The sequence below is a fragment of the Lysinibacillus sp. JNUCC-52 genome, assembly GCF_015999545.1.
In the GTDB taxonomy this organism is placed as follows: Bacteria; Bacillota; Bacilli; order Bacillales_A; family Planococcaceae; genus Lysinibacillus.
The window spans coordinates 2326745-2346459 of the sequence record NZ_CP065546.1; the positions used below are offsets into that span (position 1 = coordinate 2326745).

17 protein-coding genes are annotated in these 19715 nt (G+C 37.2%); 2 read left to right on the top strand and 15 right to left on the bottom strand.

What is annotated here, in order from left to right; genetic code table 11:
• The 13 genes from JNUCC52_RS11565 to JNUCC52_RS11625 all read right to left on the bottom strand — a co-directional run bounded on the left by JNUCC52_RS11565 (nucleotide 1) and on the right by JNUCC52_RS11625 (nucleotide 13270).
• Entirely contained in the window at nucleotides 1-1440 is a 1440-nt protein-coding gene (locus JNUCC52_RS11565; RefSeq protein WP_337982154.1) for a leucyl aminopeptidase family protein, read from the bottom strand.
• A gap of 123 nt (nucleotides 1441-1563) precedes the next feature.
• Nucleotides 1564-3558 (bottom strand): alpha-amylase family protein, encoded by a 1995-nt coding sequence (locus tag JNUCC52_RS11570; protein ID WP_337982155.1) that lies wholly within the window; start codon nucleotides 3556-3558, stop codon nucleotides 1564-1566.
• A gap of 35 nt (nucleotides 3559-3593) precedes the next feature.
• Nucleotides 3594-4409 carry a carbohydrate ABC transporter permease gene (locus JNUCC52_RS11575; RefSeq protein WP_139859899.1) on the bottom strand — a complete coding sequence of 272 codons (816 nt, stop codon included), beginning with the start codon at nucleotides 4407-4409 and terminating at the stop codon, nucleotides 3594-3596.
• A complete protein-coding gene (locus JNUCC52_RS11580) occupies nucleotides 4406-5293 on the bottom strand; it encodes a carbohydrate ABC transporter permease (protein WP_139859901.1) in 888 nt (295 codons plus the stop codon). Before JNUCC52_RS11580 ends, JNUCC52_RS11575 begins: the two co-directional genes overlap by 4 nt.
• Nucleotides 5294-5484: 191 nt before the next feature.
• Nucleotides 5485-6795 (bottom strand): ABC transporter substrate-binding protein, encoded by a 1311-nt coding sequence (locus JNUCC52_RS11585; RefSeq protein WP_337982156.1) that lies wholly within the window; start codon nucleotides 6793-6795, stop codon nucleotides 5485-5487.
• A 27-nt stretch (nucleotides 6796-6822) separates the two neighbouring features.
• The gene (locus tag JNUCC52_RS11590) at nucleotides 6823-7836 is read right to left on the bottom strand and encodes an asparaginase (protein ID WP_337982157.1); all 1014 of its coding nucleotides are present in this window, start codon (nucleotides 7834-7836) and stop codon (nucleotides 6823-6825) included.
• 109 nt (nucleotides 7837-7945) lie between these two features.
• Nucleotides 7946-8374, bottom strand: coding sequence for an L-fucose mutarotase (gene fucU / locus JNUCC52_RS11595; RefSeq protein ID WP_173478709.1), 429 nt, complete (start codon nucleotides 8372-8374; stop codon nucleotides 7946-7948).
• Between the two features lie 20 nt (nucleotides 8375-8394).
• Nucleotides 8395-9288, bottom strand: a complete 894-nt coding sequence (locus tag JNUCC52_RS11600) for a fumarylacetoacetate hydrolase family protein (RefSeq protein WP_173478710.1) — start codon at nucleotides 9286-9288, stop codon at nucleotides 8395-8397.
• Nucleotides 9289-9315: 27 nt separating this feature from the next.
• Complete coding sequence (locus JNUCC52_RS11605; RefSeq protein WP_337982158.1) at nucleotides 9316-10089, bottom strand: SDR family NAD(P)-dependent oxidoreductase; 774 nt, start codon at nucleotides 10087-10089, stop codon at nucleotides 9316-9318.
• Entirely contained in the window at nucleotides 10086-10901 is an 816-nt protein-coding gene (locus tag JNUCC52_RS11610; RefSeq protein ID WP_337982159.1) for an SDR family NAD(P)-dependent oxidoreductase, read from the bottom strand. Before JNUCC52_RS11610 ends, JNUCC52_RS11605 begins: the two co-directional genes overlap by 4 nt.
• Before the next feature lie 23 nt (nucleotides 10902-10924).
• Nucleotides 10925-12085, bottom strand: coding sequence for a UxaA family hydrolase (locus tag JNUCC52_RS11615; RefSeq protein WP_337982160.1), 1161 nt, complete (start codon nucleotides 12083-12085; stop codon nucleotides 10925-10927).
• A complete protein-coding gene (locus tag JNUCC52_RS11620) occupies nucleotides 12082-12411 on the bottom strand; it encodes a UxaA family hydrolase (protein WP_173478714.1) in 330 nt (109 codons plus the stop codon). Before JNUCC52_RS11620 ends, JNUCC52_RS11615 begins: the two co-directional genes overlap by 4 nt.
• Before the next feature lie 16 nt (nucleotides 12412-12427).
• Entirely contained in the window at nucleotides 12428-13270 is an 843-nt protein-coding gene (locus JNUCC52_RS11625; RefSeq protein WP_337982161.1) for an amidohydrolase family protein, read from the bottom strand.
• A gap of 590 nt (nucleotides 13271-13860) precedes the next feature.
• Here JNUCC52_RS11625 and JNUCC52_RS11630 point away from each other — a divergent pair.
• Nucleotides 13861-14877: a LacI family DNA-binding transcriptional regulator gene (locus JNUCC52_RS11630; protein WP_173478716.1), complete on the top strand. Its 1017-nt coding sequence runs from the start codon at nucleotides 13861-13863 to the stop codon at nucleotides 14875-14877.
• A 39-nt stretch (nucleotides 14878-14916) separates the two neighbouring features.
• Here JNUCC52_RS11630 and JNUCC52_RS11635 read toward each other — a convergent pair whose 3' ends face one another.
• The gene (locus JNUCC52_RS11635) at nucleotides 14917-15453 is read right to left on the bottom strand and encodes a hypothetical protein (RefSeq protein WP_337980009.1); all 537 of its coding nucleotides are present in this window, start codon (nucleotides 15451-15453) and stop codon (nucleotides 14917-14919) included.
• Nucleotides 15454-15650: 197 nt separating this feature from the next.
• On the opposite strand from JNUCC52_RS11635, the gene JNUCC52_RS11640 reads away from it, so the two are divergent.
• On the top strand, nucleotides 15651-17840 hold the full coding sequence (locus JNUCC52_RS11640; protein WP_337980010.1) for a DNA topoisomerase III: 2190 nt from the start codon (nucleotides 15651-15653) through the stop codon (nucleotides 17838-17840).
• 1124 nt (nucleotides 17841-18964) lie between these two features.
• On the opposite strand, the gene JNUCC52_RS11645 is transcribed toward JNUCC52_RS11640, so the two are convergent.
• A complete protein-coding gene (locus JNUCC52_RS11645; protein ID WP_337980011.1) occupies nucleotides 18965-19714 on the bottom strand; it encodes a hypothetical protein in 750 nt (249 codons plus the stop codon).
• Between the last annotated feature and the right edge of the window lies 1 nt (nucleotide 19715).

Below are 19715 nucleotides of genomic sequence, written 5' to 3' on the forward strand. Positions count from 1 at the left end.
TTAGTCATTTCCTTTTCCTAGTTTACTATAGCTTTCTATGAAATCTGCCAATAATCGAACGCCATAACCTGATGCACCACGCACATGATACCCTGTCGTTTTAGGTGATTGAACAGGTGCCGCCATATCAATATGTCCCCATTTAACACCTTTAGGGACAAATTTTCTTAAAAACAGTGCAGCCGTAATAGAACCTGCAAGATTGTCTGAGCTAATATTGCAAATATCTGCATAATCACTCGCTAATGATTCCTCATATTGATCGATAAGTGGCATCGGCCATATAAAATCACCATTGTAACTTCCCAGCTTCTTCATTAATTCTGTAATCGACTCATCTCCGAATACACCTGCATATTTTAAGCCTAGCGCCGCACCGATGGAGCCCGTTAATGTAGCAATATCAATGATTACATCAGGCTTTAACCTTTCAGAATATAATAGAGCATCCGCTAAAATAAGCCTTCCTTCCGCATCTGTATTGCCAACTTGAACATGCAAATTATTAGCGAAACGAATAACTTCACCTGGTAAAAATGCCTTTTCATTAGGCAAGTTTTCAGCAATCGGCAACAGGGCAGTGACATTTACATCAACATTTTTTGAAGCGATTAAATCCATCGCACCAAATACAGCACCTGCCCCGCCCATATCCATACGCATATCGCTTATGTTAAGACCCGTTTTAATGCTAATACCACCGCTATCATAAGTCATACCTTTACCAATCAACACGATATGTGGCTTATTAACATTCGTACAGTACTTAATTTCTGCTAAATACGAAGAATATTGACTGCCTCTGCCAACTGCAAGTAGCCCATTTAAGTCAAGCTGTTGCAAGTCGTCTGTATTATAAATATTTACGGACAGATTTTTTCCTCCAAAATGCTGGCGAATTGTTTCAGCAAAAGTGTCTGGATTTAGATCTATTGGATCTGTATTACATAGGTCTCTCGTAACATTTATACTGGTTGCACGTAACTTCCCAACGTGGATTGCTTCTAGTAACGCTTCTGTTTCGTCCAATAAAAAATAAACATTACAAGGTTTTATGACTTTCTTTTCTTGACGGTATTTTTGAAACTGGTAGGCTCCAAGCATCCAACCTTCTACAAAAGCAGTCACAGCATCTACTTGATTGAGATTCACTGCATTTAAAAAATCAAAAGATACTTGCATGTCATCATTTTCACTTGCGTTAGCCACTCTTGCTACTTCTCCTGCGGCTTCTCGTAAGCTTTCATAAGTAACGGTCTCATCGCTTCCTAACCCAACAATTAAGTAATCCTGTCCTCCCTGCTCTGTTTCATGTCTGAGCCAGTGACATTTATGTTTTTCAATCATCCATTTAGGAACTTGGAGAGATTGATAAGCTGATTGTAATACAGGATTTACAACAACTATATCCTTGTTCTGTTGCCCAAAATGAAATTCCATCTATCATCACATCTTTCATTTATCGTAATTAAGTTTCGAGCCTGCCTTTAACTATATTAAAAAGGAAAATATCTAAGATTATTTTTCTTAGACTATTTCCCTTTTTATAGTTTTTCAGTAACATTAATCGATATGTAGCATTAAATGTCCCTCGATTTTATCGACAGTAAAGTGTATATACGGTCCTTCAGCACTGTAACTTACCTCTGTTAATTCAGGCAGTTTTTTTACAGATGTCACCTTTGTCTCACCAACAAACATTCTAATCTCTGTGTTATAAAGTGGGATAATATCTTCAATCGTATAAATATCCTCTGAACGTTTCTCCGTAATATAATGAAGTGCATGCAAAATCTTTGCCCCTGTTGCCTTATCCTCATTTAATGATGTCAACAATGTCGACGGACCATTATGAGCAATAAGCTTACTTTCGAGAAGATGGTCAATGGCATCTTTCATCATCCATTTACACCAAGCGAGTCCATTTTTTCGATATAGCTTGAAAATAGGGTGTGAGAAGTAAATGATATTTTGGCGTTTTGTCACTGCAGCATGTCCAAATGTATGCGATGATGGGGCATGTTGATGCGAACAAAATGTAGTGCCTTCTCTATTAAAGTAAGGTTTTACTGTCTGCATCAGTACCTCTGACTGTACAGGCTTAATTTCTAAACCTTTTAAATACATGACATATTCTTCTTTGTATAATTTTTTACCTATTACATCATTCGGTAAAACGAAATCACGGTCATACTTTGATTCACCAACATACACATTTCCATATAAATCTTCTTCGTTACTATTTTTATTAATTAGCGATTCATACGTACCAATAATTTTTCCGCCATTATTAGCATAAGCCTGTAGCTTTTGCTGTAATTCAGGAGAGTAGTCAATCACATCAGGTAAGATAATTAACTGATAGTCATTAAAGTCAATTTGACTGTCAATAATATTAAACTGATAAGACAACTCTTGTAGCATCCTAACGGCGCCGATTAATGCTGGATGGATACCTAAATTATGATCTCCTGGTGTATAAAATTCTTCAGGCGTTAATACCCCGATTTCTGCAACTGGCTTATTATTCATACAGTATTTTTCTACTTCTTTCACTCTGCCATACACACTGCCGATTAATTCATAAGCCGCCTTCGATAATTTGCCATTTGGATGAAGTTGGTCTCCAATCGAACAACCAGCACCTAAAGCAAGCATATTGAAACATTCAAACTCTAATGCTGCCTTATTTTTCAGTGAGTGGAAATCACCCCAATACGTATGGAACTTGCCCGTCATACCAATGATGTCCTTGCCCAAAGTACGAGAATATCGCATCGTTGCAGGGAAATGATCATAGCCCCAGCCACCACTTGGTAAAGACTCAAGCTCCAAATGTGTATAATTATTTAAGCTACTTTTATTGCCTGGACCAATGTGAGAGCTATTATAGAAAATACCTGCATGTGGCACTCTAGTTCTAATAAAATCGCTAATCTCTGCTTTAAACTCCTCAAGCATTACCGTAGAATAATAGATTCGATCGACTCTATTTCCTGTGTCTAACCCTTTTCGCTCCATTTGTTCAAAACAATTTTTACAATTACAATCAACTTTAAATAAAATATCTAAAAAGAAGCCATCAATATTTTCGCTTTTTACTGTATCAATAATATCTTGTAAATGGTCTTTAAAATATTGTCTATAGCCGCTATTTAAGCAAATTGTATAGTAGAAATGTGGCTCAGGAACCCCCTGGCTATTAATGAATTGTCCATTTTCATCAATCGATAACCACTCAGGATGATGTTTGCTAATATAACCATCCCATTGAACAGTTGTATAAATCGGCACTTTAATATTATTTTTATGGCAAACCTCTATTTGTTCTAATAACAGGTTTTTATTTTCAAGATGTGGATGAATCAAATCTGGACGATGCTTTGAAGGGTAGTACAACCAGCCATGATGACATCTAGCAAAACAAGTAATCGAGTTTACATTGGCTTCTTTTAATGTCTCCACAAACTCCTCTGCAACGAAGTCCTTTCCAACCCCAGGGATATCTTCACTCGTATGAAAGTCTAAATGCACCTGTCTATAACGTAATTCGCTCAAATTCATAACCCCCTATTATAATCACCATTTCATTGCTATTCTTTGACTGAACCTGCCGCAAGACCACTTTCAATTTTCTCTTGGAATAGAAGATAAACGACTAAAGGCACTAATATTGTGATGACGATGGCAGCCATTAATGGCCCGTATTCTGATCCTCTTTCACCACTAAAGTTTAATAGACCCAATGCAATTGGTTTTAAGCGGTCATCATTAATAAATAAAAGTGGGAACAGAATGTTATTCCATGCGCCTAAAAAATTAAAAATTGAAACAGTCGATATTGCTGGAACAGACATCGGCAATATTACTTTGAAATATATTTGGAAATAACTCGCACCATCCATAAGTGCTGCTTCTTCTAAAGAGGCATTAATTCCTTTCATAAACCGTGTTAAAACTAAAATACTAAACGACAAAGAAAACGCCACATATAGGAGCACTAATGCCACTAAGTTATTTTTCAATTCTAATGCGCCAATAATATAAGAAACTGGCACAAGCACTGTATGCATAGGTATCATCATACCTAACAGGAAAAACAGGGCTAAAAATTTATTCACTTTAAAGTTAAATCTCGATAATGTAAATGATGCCATGGAAGAGACAATCGCGAGAATAATCACAGTTGCCATCGAAATCAGTATACTATTTAAGAAGTATCTGCTCATATTCGCTTCACGCCAAGCAATTACATAGTTCTCAAATCTAAATACCTCAGGCAAGCTAAAGGGTGAACTAAATATTTCTTTATTTCCTTTAAGAGAAGAAACTAATGTAAATAACATCGGTTCAATAAACAATAAAGCCATTGCTATGACAAAAACATATAATATTATTTTCTTTTTCATTGATTCTTCTCCTTCCTATTCATGATTGCTTCACTACCGATAGTCAATACGAGCGCAATGACAAAAATAATGACCCCTAATGCGCTACCAACGCCATAATTATTGTATCTGAAGGCTTCATAATACATTAAAGTAGTCGGCAAATTGGTTAGTCCATTCGGTCCTCCCTCAGTCATAACAAAAATTAAATCGAATACTTTCACTGTCCCAATAATATCCATTAAAATACATAAAGTAATAATTGGCTTTAACATAGGAACTGTTATATGGAAGAACTTTTGTACGGCTGAAGCTCCATCCATCTCTGCCGCTTCATATACTTCTTCTGGTATCGTTGTTAATCCTGCTAATAGGATGACCATGTAGTATCCTACACCTGCCCAAATGTTCACAAAAATAATTGCACCCATCGCAGTAGACGAGTCAATTAACCAGCCTTTAGCTAAGTCTGCAAGCCCAATAAATTCTAATAAGCTATTTAAGGAGCCATTCGGCATAAAGATAAAGTACCAAAGTAAACCAATAGCTGTAAGTGGAAAAATAGTAGGTACAAAATAGATGACTTTAAAGAATCGATGTCCTCTAAATTTTGTATTAATAGCAACTGCTAGCAATAAAGCGATTGGTGTATGGAATAAAACGCTAAAAAACACCATGCCAAACATATTTTTTAAAGAAATAAGAAAGTCTTTATCTTTAAACACATTGAGATAGTTTTCTAAACCAACAAAATTTAATGGTGCTCCTTTAATGCCATTCCAATTGACAACAGAAAAATAAAGGGCGCCTATCATAGGTATAATAAGGAATAGAATATAGATTACTAAGGCAGGTAAAGTAAATAGAAAAATTTTCGACTTATCTCTATTTGTTTTTACATTCATCTATTCCCCTCCATTTCTTAAATTTTTTGTAATCCTAATCAAATACAATGTCTCGTATAAGCTTCAGGCGGACGCTTTTTACGGGCAAGCACCGAGTAGCTTTCCTCGCTACGCACGGTGCTTACTATTCCCGTTAGAGTCGCCGCCTTTTAGCTCATCTAAATGTTCATTGTTCTTCTTTGAAAAACTATTTATTTAGATTTATCAATTTCATCTTGAATTTCTTTTGCTGCATCTTTAGGCTTACCACCAATTAAGATACTTACGATAGAGTTTCTTGTTCTATCTTGCATAGATGGTAGTGGATCGAAATCGAAGACATCTACTGCAATGCCTGTTGACGTAGCACCTAATTCAATATTGTGTAAAAACAATTCAGATACTTTCGAGTTATCAATGGCGATATCTGATCTTGGAATTAAGAACTGCGCTTCCTCTGCAAATCGTTTAGCTGCTTCAGCAGAAGTAAGCATTTTTAAAAGCTCAATCGTATATTCTTTTTCTTTTCCTTCAAGTTTGCCATTCACCATATATGGGCTAATAATTTGCATATCTTCATCTTTAAACTCTGGTTTTTCATCAAAATATGGGAATTTCGCAAGTTTAATAGCATCCGCGTATTCTGTCTCACTGGAATTTGTAAATTTACCGATATTCCATGGACCAGTAATAATCATCGCTGCCTTCCCTTCAAGGAAATCTGCCACAGCAATCTCATCGCTTATACCAGCAGCACTTTGACCAAATGCATCTAACTTATTTAAGTCTTCAACATACTCTAGTGTTTTCACAACCTCTGAATCAGTCCATTTTAATTCTCTAGTGCCTAGTTTCTTTGCTGCTTCTGTTCCCATCCATTTATAAAAAATTTGGTTGTGTAAATGTCCCGCCATATATGTTGCCTTTGCCCCAAGTGCAATAGGTGTTACATCGATGCCTTTTAACTTTTTAACTGCTGCTGTTAGTTCACTCCACGTTTCAGGGAATTCATTAATACCAGCTTTTTTAAGTAGTTCTTCATTATAATAAACACCAATTAAACCAGACTCCATTGGAATTCCATAAGTCCCCTCATGACCTGGCACTTGATAATACTTTAATGCACCTTCTGTGAAATTTTGTCCCCATTCAGGATCATCCTTTAAAATTGGGGCCATATCCATAAGTAAGCCACTTTCAATATATTCGTTTAAATTTGCAACACCTTGTACTCTAAAGATGTTAGGTAAAGTGCCAGATGCAAGATCTGTTTTCAGCTTATTGTTAAATGCTGATTCATCACCTTGCGATTCATCAACTACCACTACATCGGAATGTTTTGCTTCAAATTCTTTTATAATATCTTTGTAGATTTGTGCCTGAGTGCTTGTCCCAGCCATTCTTGTTAGCAATCTAATTTTTACCTTACCATCTGCATTATCACTAGCATCACTCGAACCACCACACGCTGTAAGTATAGTAGCTAATAAAACCATCAATACGACTAACATCTTTTTCTTCATAAATTTCATCCCCTTTGTAACAAATTTTTATTTTGTATTTGGTGTTAATGCAAATACCTCACGGATTGATCCTACTTCAATACCTCCATCGCTTTTAATGATGCTAGGTCTTAGCGAGCGAATATTAGCAATTGTTTCTTTATTTTCATAGTCTATTTGCTCTAAAATCGCAGCAATTACATTTGGCCAAACGTCTTCTGAGCCATCTAAAACTTTCAATGCGAAACCTAAACGTTCTTTTTTCAAGCCGAAGCAATAAACACCTTTTGCTCCGCCCTTTGCTACAATATTTCGATCTTGCAATAACACTGAGCAAATAAAGTTTTCAGACGCTACCATGTTGAATTCATTGTTCATCATTGTTGTCATTCGCTCTACCGCTTCTCTAAGTTCCAAATCTTCAATTAAATCTGGACAAGCTAATTTCAAACTTGTAATAGCCATATTGTGCAGCGGTATTGCGAACACAGGTACACCACAACCGTCTACTCCGACATGAATTTCAGATAGCGGTGTTTCAGATAAATAAGATAGCGTTTTCAAAATAAGCTGTTGTAGGGGATGGTCTATATTCCAATAACCCTCCGTTGGGAAACCCATTTCACGACACGTTGCAATAAAGCCCATATGTTTTCCTGAGCAATTATGAAAAAGTCGTCTTTTCTCAAGATTTTGTCTTAACATTGCCTCTTTCGGTTCCGCATTTAAAGGGTACGAATATGGACAAAATAATTCATTTTCATCAATAGCTAATTTTTCTTTCATCGTTTCCAGCGCTTCTATATGATACGTTTCTCCACGATGCGAAGCAGTAAATAATGCCGCTTCCCTATCAGTTAAGCCATACTTCAAATCAATTTTAGATAAAAATGCGGGTAGTGCTTGAATTGGTTTTGCAGCAGAACGGAAATATGTATTATGTTGAATATTACCAACTTGATATATTGCCTCTTTACTGTCATTTACACCACAAACAACGCCAGAATGAACATTTTCCAATAAGTTCGCTCTTGTTTCTTCTACTAAAACTTTAGAATTCATAATTCGCTTTCCCCCGTTACATTAGAATGACCAAATTCCCGATACGCTTGTATTCATATCGAGTTTACGGTGAACATTCAGTTAATGTTCATCCTCTCGAAAATACCAATTATTTGATGACACCTTTTGTTAAAATGATGTTAGCGTACTGCGCTTTTTCACTTGTTGCGACTACAGCAAATGCCTTTTTTGTGCGCTCGTAAAATTCAAAGCGCTCCATAAATTCGAATGGAATTGGAAATTCAGATTGACGTTGAACGATTTGTTCATACTCTTTCCAAATCGTTGGTTCCACCGTATCTCCAGGAACAACTGCCATTAATTGAATCGGATGTTCCACATACGTATCAATAGGAAAGAACGCTAATATTGCTTCTAATAATTCTGGAATCGTATGTCCATCACATCGGATTAACTGTTGGGCATGGCTGGCAGCGGGAAAATTCCCGTCCGCCAACACAATTTCATCTCCATGCCCCATCTCCATCAATACTTTCATTAAGTCTGGTGAAATAATTGGAGGAATCCCTTTTAGCATAGTTATTCACACTCATTTCTTTAATCTTCTGCTACAAAGTAATTTGTCAGAGAACCTAATTTCTCGATTTCTACAGTTACTTCATCCCCTTGTTGAATATACATTTGCTGCTCTGCAGGATATCCGAACACTACGCCTTCAGGTGTACCTGTTAAAATAAGATCTCCAGGCTCTAATGTCATATGTTGAGAAATATAGCTAATAATTTCAGCACAATTGAAAATCATATCCGCTGTATTTGAGTTTTGTCTTATATCTCCATTTACATATGTTTTTAATGCCAAATTATTAGGGTTCTCTATCTCATCTGCCGTCACTAAGTAAGGACCAACAGGACTGAACTTATCGCACGTTTTTCCTAACAACCATTGTTGTGTTTTCATTTGCAAATCGCGTGCCGATAGATCATTGACAGTGCAATAACCAAAAACATGATCTAATGCATTTTCTTCTTTTACATTTTTTATCTTTTCACCAATAACAATGCCAAGCTCTACCTCATAATCAAGTTGCTTTGTTACAGTTGGAATTGGAATTGCACTTTGATGGCCAGTTAATGTATTATCAAATTTATTAAATAAAATAGGCACTTCTGGATATGGTGCATTCGTTTCATCTGCATGTTTACGGTAATTTAAACCAACGCAAATAATTTTATGAGGTTTTGTAACGCATGGTCCCCAGCTGATTTGACTGTCCTCTATAAATACTGCACTTTCTTCTACTTCTATTGCCTGAATAAAATTTTGCAGCTTTGCTATCTCTTTTTTATTACAAGAAAATAGAGACGCTAAATCGGGTAAGTTATTAAAATTCGAATTTTTGTCCATCGATGCTGCTATATCGATAATGCCTTGCTTCGTTTGAACGCCTAATTGATAGTCGCCCTGTTTTTCAAATGTTAATAGTTTCATAGTCATTCCTCACGTCATTTCGTAATATTAAGCATTTTTCCCAAAAACAACGCCACCATCTATGTAAAGCGGCGAGCCCATCATAAAACTGGACTCATCAGATGCTAAAAATAAGGCAGCTTTCGCAACATCTTCAGGTTTGCCTAATTCACCACTTAGCTGTCTTGTTTTAATACTTGCAATGGCAGCTTGTGGATTGTCATATGCATTCTTTAAATAATTTTCTACAAATGGTGTAAAAATCGTTCCTGGCAATAAAGCATTTACTCGAATATTGTAAGGCGCATAATCTACTTGCATCGCCTTAGTTAACGATAAAATAGCTCCTTTTGTTGCTGAATATAAAGCACGTTGCTTTAAGCCCATTTCTGCAGCGCATGAAGACATATTAATGATGCACCCGCTTTTCTGCTCCATCATGTAAGGGACAATGTATTTGGTTGGCAAATAAACGCCCTTTACATTTACGCTCATTACTTTATCCCATACGTCTGGCTCAACCTCATCTATACGTCCAACATTACTGATGCCCACATTATTAAAAAGGATATCAATTTTTTCGAACTGCTTTGTAATCTGTTCAGCCATCTCTTTTACAGCTTCAGGATTCGTTACATCTGCATGATGAAATGTTGCGCTTCCTCCGTTATGTTGAATATCCTTTACAGTACCTTCACCATTTTCCTTGTGAACATCGTTGATGATAACGTAGGCTCCTTCTGCTGCAAACAGCAGGGCTGTAGAACGACCAATACCACTACCACCACCAGTAATGAGTGCTACTTTACCTTGTAATCTCATAGCAGCAATTCCCTTTCTTGTTCTAAATGATCTTCTGGCTGTGCGGCTTTCACAGTAAGCCCGCCATCTACCATTAGTAAATGTCCGTTTATTTGCATCGCTTCCTCCGAAGCTAAAAATACAACGGCATCAGCAATTTGTTTTTCAGTACCTAGTCTTTTCATTGGATTCGCTTGAATTTCTTTTTCTAAAATACTTGGATCTTCAAGATATTCCTGGCACATATCTGTAGCTACTGTACTTGGACCAACGGCATTAATATTAATATTATATTTGCCTAATTCAATCGCTAAAGCTTTAGTTAAATGACTCGCCGCCGCTTTTGAAGAAATATAATGTGGAATAACTGGGCTTGTCACAAGCAGACTTGCCGTAGATGTAATATTAATGATTTTACCGTAACGTTTTTCAATCATTTTTTTAGCTACTCTTTGGGAAGTTAAGAAAATGGATTTTACATTTGTTTGATACGTGTTATCCCAAGTTTCCTCTGTTAACTTCATAAAAGACTCAAATGGCGCAATACCTGCGTTGTTCACTAATATATCTACATGGCCAAGTGTGCTCTCTACCTCATCAATCATTTGATCGACTTCTTGTTTAATACCTACATTCGCTTTCACTACCATCGCTCTGACATGGAATCGTTTCTCTATTTGTTCCTTTAACATTTCTGCCTTTTCTAGTGAACTTTGAGATGTATAGTTAATGGCAACGTGGGCTCCTTCTTCTGCTAATCTTTCTGCAATAGCAGCCCCTATCCCCCTACTCCCTCCTGTTACTAGGGCAACACGATTTTCAAGTTTTTTCATATTTATTCTCCCAACTTTACTGTTTATAGACTAATACCAATTCTGCTAATGCTAAATTCTTGATGGCCTAAAATCTCGGCTTTCGTTTCCTGGCCTTTTGCTACATTGACAATCGATTCAAAAATGCGTTCACCTGATTCGTCCAACGTTTCTTTCCCTTGTAAAACAGGGCTAACGTCTACATCGATATTGTCTGCCATTCGTCTGCCAGTCATTTCGTTACCTGTTATTTTAATAACAGGGATAATTGGATTTCCTGTCGGTGTCCCTCTTCCAGTTGTAAAGCAAACAACATGAACTCCCGCCGCTGCCATACCTGTTACACATTCGATATCATTCCCTGGCGAATCCATGAAATAATAGCCTGTGCCTGGAATTTCTTCTGCGAAGTCTACAACCCCTTGAAGCTCGGCTGTTCCCGCTTTACTAATACAACCTAATGACTTTTCCTCAATTGTTGATAAACCACCTGCAATATTACCTGGACTAGGGTTTCCTCCACGCATATCGACACCCATCCGTTCAACTTCGAGTTCAAATTGCTCAACACACTTATATAATTTTTGTTGTACATCATGATTAATTGCCTTAGCAGCAACTAGATGCTCAGCACCTATGATTTCTGTAGTCTCACCCATGACGATAGTGCCACCAGCATTCAAAATAGTATCAGCTGCTCTGCCAAGTGCAGGGTTACTACATAATCCTGACGTTGCGTCAGAACCGCCACATTTCACACCAACAATTAGCTCTGAAAGTGGAATATCTATTAACGGTATATCTTCTATTTTTTTCAGAAGCTCCTGTGCCACTTCCACACCTTTTTGAATTGTTTTAACGGAGCCACCTTCATTTTGAATGTCTATCCAAACAACAGGCTTACCCGTTACTTCAATTTCTTGCTTGATGTCCTGAGCATTAATGACTTCACAACCAAGACTAACAATTAATACAGCACCGACATTCGGATTTTTTCCCATTCCAACTAATACTTTATGTGTTCTCTCTTTATCAGCGCCAACTTGGCTACACCCATGTTGGTGAGGTATAGCGACTGCCCCTGGAACTTGTTGTTGAATTCTCGAAGTAACCTGATTTGCACACACCACTGTTGGTAAAATTAAAAGATGATTTCGAATACCAATTTTTCCATTGTCTCTTCGATAGCCCTTAATAACTGTCATTGTTGCGCACCTCCCACATGTTTATCTCCACGTCCACGTATGCCTTCGATATTGTGAACATGCACGTGATCACCTGGCAAAATGGCAATTGATGCCGCTCCTATTACTTCACCGTATTTCACAATTTCCTCTGCCTTATTAATAGGCGCAATCGCAACTTTATGACCAAAGCTAACATCTTGTCGCAATGTTACTTCATAAGCTTGGTTGCCTATTGTGTAAAATACACTTTCGCCTTTTTTCACATCTGTTAAAAGGGTTGTTACATTGTCCTTTTCATCCATTACAATGCAAGTTATCCCTTGTTGATACGCCATTTCTGCCATTCCTTCGCCCTCCCTCTTATAATTTATAAAAACGCTTTGCATTTTCTCCAAATATGTTTTCTAAATCTTTTCCAAGTATGTTTGTAGGTAAGTTTTCCATCAAAATTGTCAGTACATCGTTGTATGTACCTGCTAACTGACAAACAGGCCAGTCACTGCCAAACATCACGCGATTCGTCCCAAATACATTTACAACATGGTTGATATAGGGCTGAAATTCTTCAATTGTCCAATTTTTATGCGTTGCTTCTGTCACTAAACCTGAAATTTTACACATCACATTCGGGTACATTGCAATTTGTCCTATTTCCTCTTTCCAACCTTCTAGCTGTTGTTTTGCAATATTTGGCTTTGCAATATGGTTTACTACTACTCTTAATTGAGGAAACATTTTTAATAATTTTAGTATGTAAGGAAAATGCCTTGGCTTTATTAAAAGATCGAGCGGAACATCATACTGTACTAGCAGTTCAATGTTCTTTAATACATCTTTTCTTAAAATCCAATCATCTTCATCCAAATCTTGTAACATAGGTCGCACACCTACAAAACCATGATGTTGGTGTAGCTCCTCTAAATGTTGCTTAAAGTTTATTTCCGTTAAATCTAACCAGCCGACTACTCCTGCAATCCATTCATGCTCTTCAAACAAATTTAATAAAAATAATGTTTCATTGATTGTTGGTGCAGCTTGGACTACGATTGTTTTATCAATTTGATGTTCGTTTAAAATTGGATATAAATCATTAGGCATAAAATCCCGATAAAGCTCTGGTAAATCTTTGGTTAACCATTTATAATCATTCCTTGATAACTTCCAAAAATGTTGATGTGAATCAATTATTATATTCGACACCACCTTTGTTAACTTTTATGTTACCGATAACACAAAAGTAACAAACGAAAAATTACATGTCAATACTAATTTCTGAAAATAATCAAAATTCAAAACCAAGGTAAATAGATGGTATTTCTAAGAATATTACACACTTAGTAGAGTAGAATCGTGAAAATGAACGCAATTCATTAGATGCATGGACCTTTTTGAACGTTTCATTTACCAAGCACAAATGTTAAAAAATTTTTGATATGAGTAGGTTATAAAAATGGATGGTGATGTAGATTTTCAAACCACATGCTATAATGACTTGAGAAAAATGGTGGATGCACATCGGGGAGCTTTAAACGAAAAACGAATTGTATTATTTTATTTTTGGCTCTATTGAAGCGCTTTCCCTCTTGGATTTAATTATTGGAAAGTATAGAGTTAGAAGAAGTACAATAATATTAGAACTGATTATGTAAAAATAATCCAACAACTTATGACTAATCACGATGACTTTAGTTTGAAATAAAATGTATCTTCATTCGAGATATTTTTGCGTAGAATCGTTGCGCCAGCAGTAGGAATAATACAAAAAAATTAACAATGTAAGGTAGGTACGATAGGTGACAACAATATATGATATTGCAAAAAAAGCTAACGTTTCTCCTATGACTGTTTCAAGAGTCATTAACAATAAGGGAAATATTAGCGAAAAAACAAGAAAAAAAGTAGAGGCTGTCATTCAAGAACTAAACTATATCCCCAACTCCGCTGCTAGAAGTTTAAATATAAAAAAAACAAAGCTTCTTTCATTAGTTATTCCTGATATTACAAACCCCTTCTTCACAAAGGTTGCAAGAGGAGCAGCAGACAAGGCGAATCAAATGGGCTATCAGCTTATGCTGTGTAATACTGACGAGGATCCAGAAAAAGAAAGTGGCTATATAGACGCTCTTATTTCCAAGATGGTAGATGGCGTTATTATCGCACCAACAGGGAATCAATCTAAAAAAAACTTAAAAAAGCTTGTGAAAAACAAAGTGCCCTTTACATTAATTGATAGGATGATAGATGATTTTCCTTGCGATATGGTGTTGGGAAATAATCATGAGGGAACAAGAGAGTTAGTGCAGCATTTAATTGATCGAGGACATAAAAAGATCGCTCTCATTCATGCACCTTTAGATATTTCTACATCCAAAGAGCGTTATCAAACATATGTAGAAACTTTAAAAGTGAATGATTTAGCTTTTAATAAAAATTTAGTTATCCAAACACATTATAAACAAGAAGAAGAATGGGACACTATCAATGGTTTACTGCTATTACCTGAGGAAGAACGACCTACTGCCATCTTCGCAGCTAATAACTTTATAGCAATTAACGCAATTACAACACTGCGCAACAAAAATATCCGAGTGCCAGAAGATATTGCCGTTGTCTGCTTCGACGACTTAGAGCCCTATTCTAATTTAGATCCTTTCTTCACAGTAGCTTCACAGCCCGCATATGACTTTGGTTATATGGGGACACAATTAGTTATTGAACGAGTTGAAGGAAACGGACCAAGCGAATATCGCAAAATTAATCTCCAACCAAAGCTTATCGTTAGAAAATCATCAAGTACTTCTATTGTCTAAAGGCTATTCAGACAGCAGTAAACTCGGAAAATTTCGAGTTTACTGCTGTCTTTTAAAATTCAGAATATTTTGGGTGACTGGCACTCTTATCATGGTTGTGCACTCATAATTACTACATTCAAAATACAAGGGTTGATCCGATTCGCTTGTTGTGATCTTCACTTTATATTGGAAGGGGAACCCATCACGTTTTGTATACTCGCCTACCTCTACAGCTATTATTTTTTTACTATCAAGATTCAAAGCTTCATAAGCATTAGAGGCACCCGTTAGTAAAATCTGCTTTCGTTGAAAGTCTTCATGTTTCAGATTATTAAAATACATAATTCCAGCAACTATAACAACAAAATTTAGGCAGATTGATAATATAGCACCTGTATACAAATAACGATTTTTCTTATTTTTAAGTCCATGTGCAAATACCAACACTAATATTGTACAAACCGCATACATCACTGTGAAAATAATGGTTGTTCTTTCATTAAAGGACATTTGATATATAAATAAAATAAAAATATAAATGAGAAACAAACTTATCCATAATAGTATGTATCTAGGCTTTGTTACTGTTTCCATATTGTAACCTCCTACAGCTTATTTGGTAATATAATTATAATTGATTTATTCCTCTGTATTCCATTTTAAACCAATTTGAGTTACGCACATTCGGAATAAAAGGAAACATAACCTCATACACCGCTAATTTCTTCTTTAACATAATAATAATGCTCTATGATATAGTAAAAACAAGGATTTATGAAAGGATGTTAGTTATGGCTAAAAGTGTAGTAATAGCTGAAAAACCATCAGTAGCTCGCGATATTGCGCGTGTATTGAATTGCAATAAAAAAGGAAACGGTTATCTTGAAGGGGATAAATACATCGTTACATGGGCATTAGGTCACCTTGTAACATTAGCAGACCCTGAAAGCTATGACGTTAAATACAAAACGTGGAATTTAGAAGATTTACCAATGTTACCTGAACGCTTAAAACTGACTGTTATTAAACAAACAGGTAAACAATTTAATGCGGTTAAAAGCCAGCTAACGCGTGGGGATGTAGGCGAAATCATTGTGGCAACTGATGCTGGACGTGAAGGTGAGCTTGTAGCACGATGGATTATTGATAAAGTGAAGATAAATAAGCCAATTAAACGTTTATGGATTTCTTCTGTGACAGACAAAGCCATAAAAGATGGATTTGCTAACTTAAAGCCAGGCAAGGCCTATGATAATTTATATGCTTCTGCGGTTGCTCGTTCTGAAGCAGACTGGTACATCGGACTGAATGCTACGCGTGCTTTAACAACGCGTTTTAATGCACAGCTAAACTGTGGTCGTGTACAAACACCAACTGTGGCAATTATTGCGGCGCGCGAAGATGAAATCAAACATTTTAAAGCTCAAACTTATTATGGTATTGAAGCACAGACTAACGATCGTTTAAAACTGACATGGCAAGATGCAAAAGGCAATAGCCGTAGCTTTGAGAAAGAAAAAATTGACGCTATTGTAAAAAAACTAGGTAGTAGCAATGCAATGATTACAGACATTGAAAAAAAACCGAAGAAAACGTTCTCTCCAGGTTTATATGATTTAACAGAGTTGCAACGTGATGCGAATAAAATTTTCGGCTATTCTGCAAAAGAAACGCTGAATATTATGCAAAAATTATATGAGCAACACAAAGTATTAACGTATCCACGTACAGACTCACGCTATATTTCACAAGACATTGTTGCAACTATACCAGAACGTTTAAAAGCTTGTGGTATTGGTGAATATCGTCCACTTGCCAATAAGCTTTTAAATAAACCAATTAAAACGTCGAAGGCATTTGTTGATGATAGTAAAGTATCCGATCACCATGCGATTATCCCGACAGAAGGCTATGTCAATTTCTCAGCATTCTCCGATAAGGAACGTAAAATTTACGACCTTGTTGTGAAAAGATTTTTAGCTGTTCTTTTCCCTGCTTTCGAATATGAACAGTTGACATTACGTGCAAAAATCGCTGATGAAAGCTTTGTCGCGCGCGGGAAAACAATCCTATCAGCTGGCTGGAAGGAAGTCTATGAAAATCGCTTTGACGATGAGGATACAACAGATGATTTGCAAGAACAAATCCTTCCCCGCATCGACAAGGGTGACACACTTCAGATTAAACTGATTGCACAAACATCTGGCCAAACGAAGCCACCAGCACGCTTTAACGAGGCAACACTATTATCTGCGATGGAAAATCCAACGAAATATATGGCGACGAACGATAAAAAATTAGCCGATACGTTAAAATCTACAGGTGGTTTAGGCACAGTAGCAACTCGTGCTGATATAATCGACAAGCTCTTTAACTCGTTTTTAATTGAAAAACGTGGTGCTAAAGATATTTACATCACTTCAAAAGGTCGTCAATTGCTTGATTTAGTTCCTGAAGAGTTAAAATCTCCTACCCTTACAGCTGAATGGGAACAAAAGCTTGAAGCGATTGCCAATGGGAAACTGAAAAAAGAAGTATTTATTAGTGAAATGAAAAATTACACGAAGGAAATTGTTTCAGAAATTAAGGCAAGCGATAAAAAATATAAGCATGATAATATTTCCACTAAATCATGTCCTGACTGTGGGAAACCGATGCTTGAAGTCAACGGCAAAAAGGGCAAAATGCTTGTTTGTCAGGATCGTGAATGTGGTCACCGTAAAAACGTAGCCCGTGTAACAAACGCTCGCTGCCCTCAATGTAAGAAAAAACTTGAGCTTAGAGGTGAAGGCGATGGCCAAATCTTTGTATGTAAATGTGGTCATCGTGAAAAATTATCTGCATTTGAAGCACGCCGTAAAAAAGAAGGCGGCGGTAAAGTCGATAAACGCTCCGTTCAAAAATATTTAAAGCAACAAGATAATGATGAACCAGTAAACAACGCATTAGCCGAAGCACTAAAAGGATTAAAACTCGATTAAAAGTGCCAGATTAAAAGTGCCTGTCACTCACACAATTCTGAATTCTCCCATGCAATAATTTAAGCCGCAACACCACGCATAGCGAGGGTTGCGGCTTTCGCATTTTTCATCTAATAAAATTTAAATTTGCTAGTAGAACTATTATGTTTGCAAATCTCTTTTACATAAAAAGTACTTTTAAAACTGCATACTCTTATTCCCTTAACATATATTGAATTGTCATTAAATTGTCATAATATTCGCACTTAATCGTGAAGGAGGGGTAGAAAATGCAAGCTCAAGACTTTAGACCTCGAAATGTAATTATTATTACGATTATTGTTGTTTTATCACTAATTATTGGTCATTCGATTTATGTAAATTATATTGAGGTTTTTTAAAAATAATGGAGTTATAGCAACATAGTGCAACAGTTAACGTGTAAAAGAAGAATCTGTTCAGCGCCCTTTGTACAGTGCGGGCGTAAAGCAGATTCTTTTTTCTATTTGGGGATTATACATTTGAGTTCAGCTGCTCCGCGGGATTAACTCATCGTTTCGCGGAATCACACTCCTGCTTCGCGGAATCACACCCCTGCTTCGCGGAATCACATCCTCGCTCCGCGGAATCAACCCCTCGCTCCGCGGAATCACACTCCTGCTTCGCGGAATCACTCCCCTGCTCCGCGGAATCAACTCCTCAATTCGCGGAATCAACACCCTGCTTCGCGGAATCAATTCCTCGCTCCGTGGAATCACACCCTGCTTCGCGGTATCACATCCCTGCTTCGCGGTATCACACCCCTGCTTCGCGGTATCACTCCTCGCTCCGCGGAATCACATCCTCGCTCCGCGGAATCATACCACTGCTCCGCGGAATCACACACCTGCTCCGCGGTATCACACCACTGCTTCGCGGGATTAACTCCTCGTTTCGCGGAATCACTCCCCGCTCCGCGGAATCACATCCCTGCTTCGCGGAATCACTCCCCTGCTTCGCGGTATCACACCCCTGCTTCGCGGAATCACACATCTGCTTCGCGGTATCAACCCCTTGCTCCGCGGAATCCTCTCCATAGCTAATCGTTTTTAAGCACAAAAAAACGAGCGGTAAGCTCACCATTGCTTTACCGCTCGTTCTGTCGTTTATAAATATTGTTCCCGCCATTGTAGCTGCTCTTTTTCTGTCAGTTGCTGTTCTAGTTTTTCATCCCATCGGTTTAATAATGTATTCCACACTCGGGCATAGACAATATTTTGCTCCTTATTATAAAGAATGAATTCTAGACAGGGAATATCATTAATTTGTTTTGCATCTGCAGTAACAATTGTTGCCACGATTTTTTGGGAGCTCGCTTCTTCTTCCTCGTCCTGCTGTAAAGCTTCAAGCATCATTTCCTCTTCAAAATGCTCTTGCTGCTCTGCCTCTTTATCGACATAACGATACGGCTCAGGCAACTCATCGAACTCCTCTAAATCTTCTTCTACGGCAGGGAGAATGGCTTGGTGGCATGGACTAAATAAGAGCGTGGCCGTTTCGACCTCAAGCTCTTCCTCGAAAATGCCATGCGCCAGTTGTTGCTCTCCTTTAGAGGTTAGTCTATAGAAACCATCCGTTTGTTCGATAAGTCGCACGCGAGACATTAATGAAACTAAATCCTCAATAAACAGTGGATCTACTAATAATAGCTCACTCAATTCCTGGACATTTTGAAAATTCGCTTCCTGCATGCTAATTAATAGCATTTGCATCAAGACATCCATCGTTGAGCGACGAATCGGCTCATAAGTCACTTCGATTGTACGAATCGGAATACACCATTCAGTTGAATTCATGATTTTCACATGACGATTTTGCTGTAACTCTCTCATTAAACGTTGTTGTAATTTTAACACC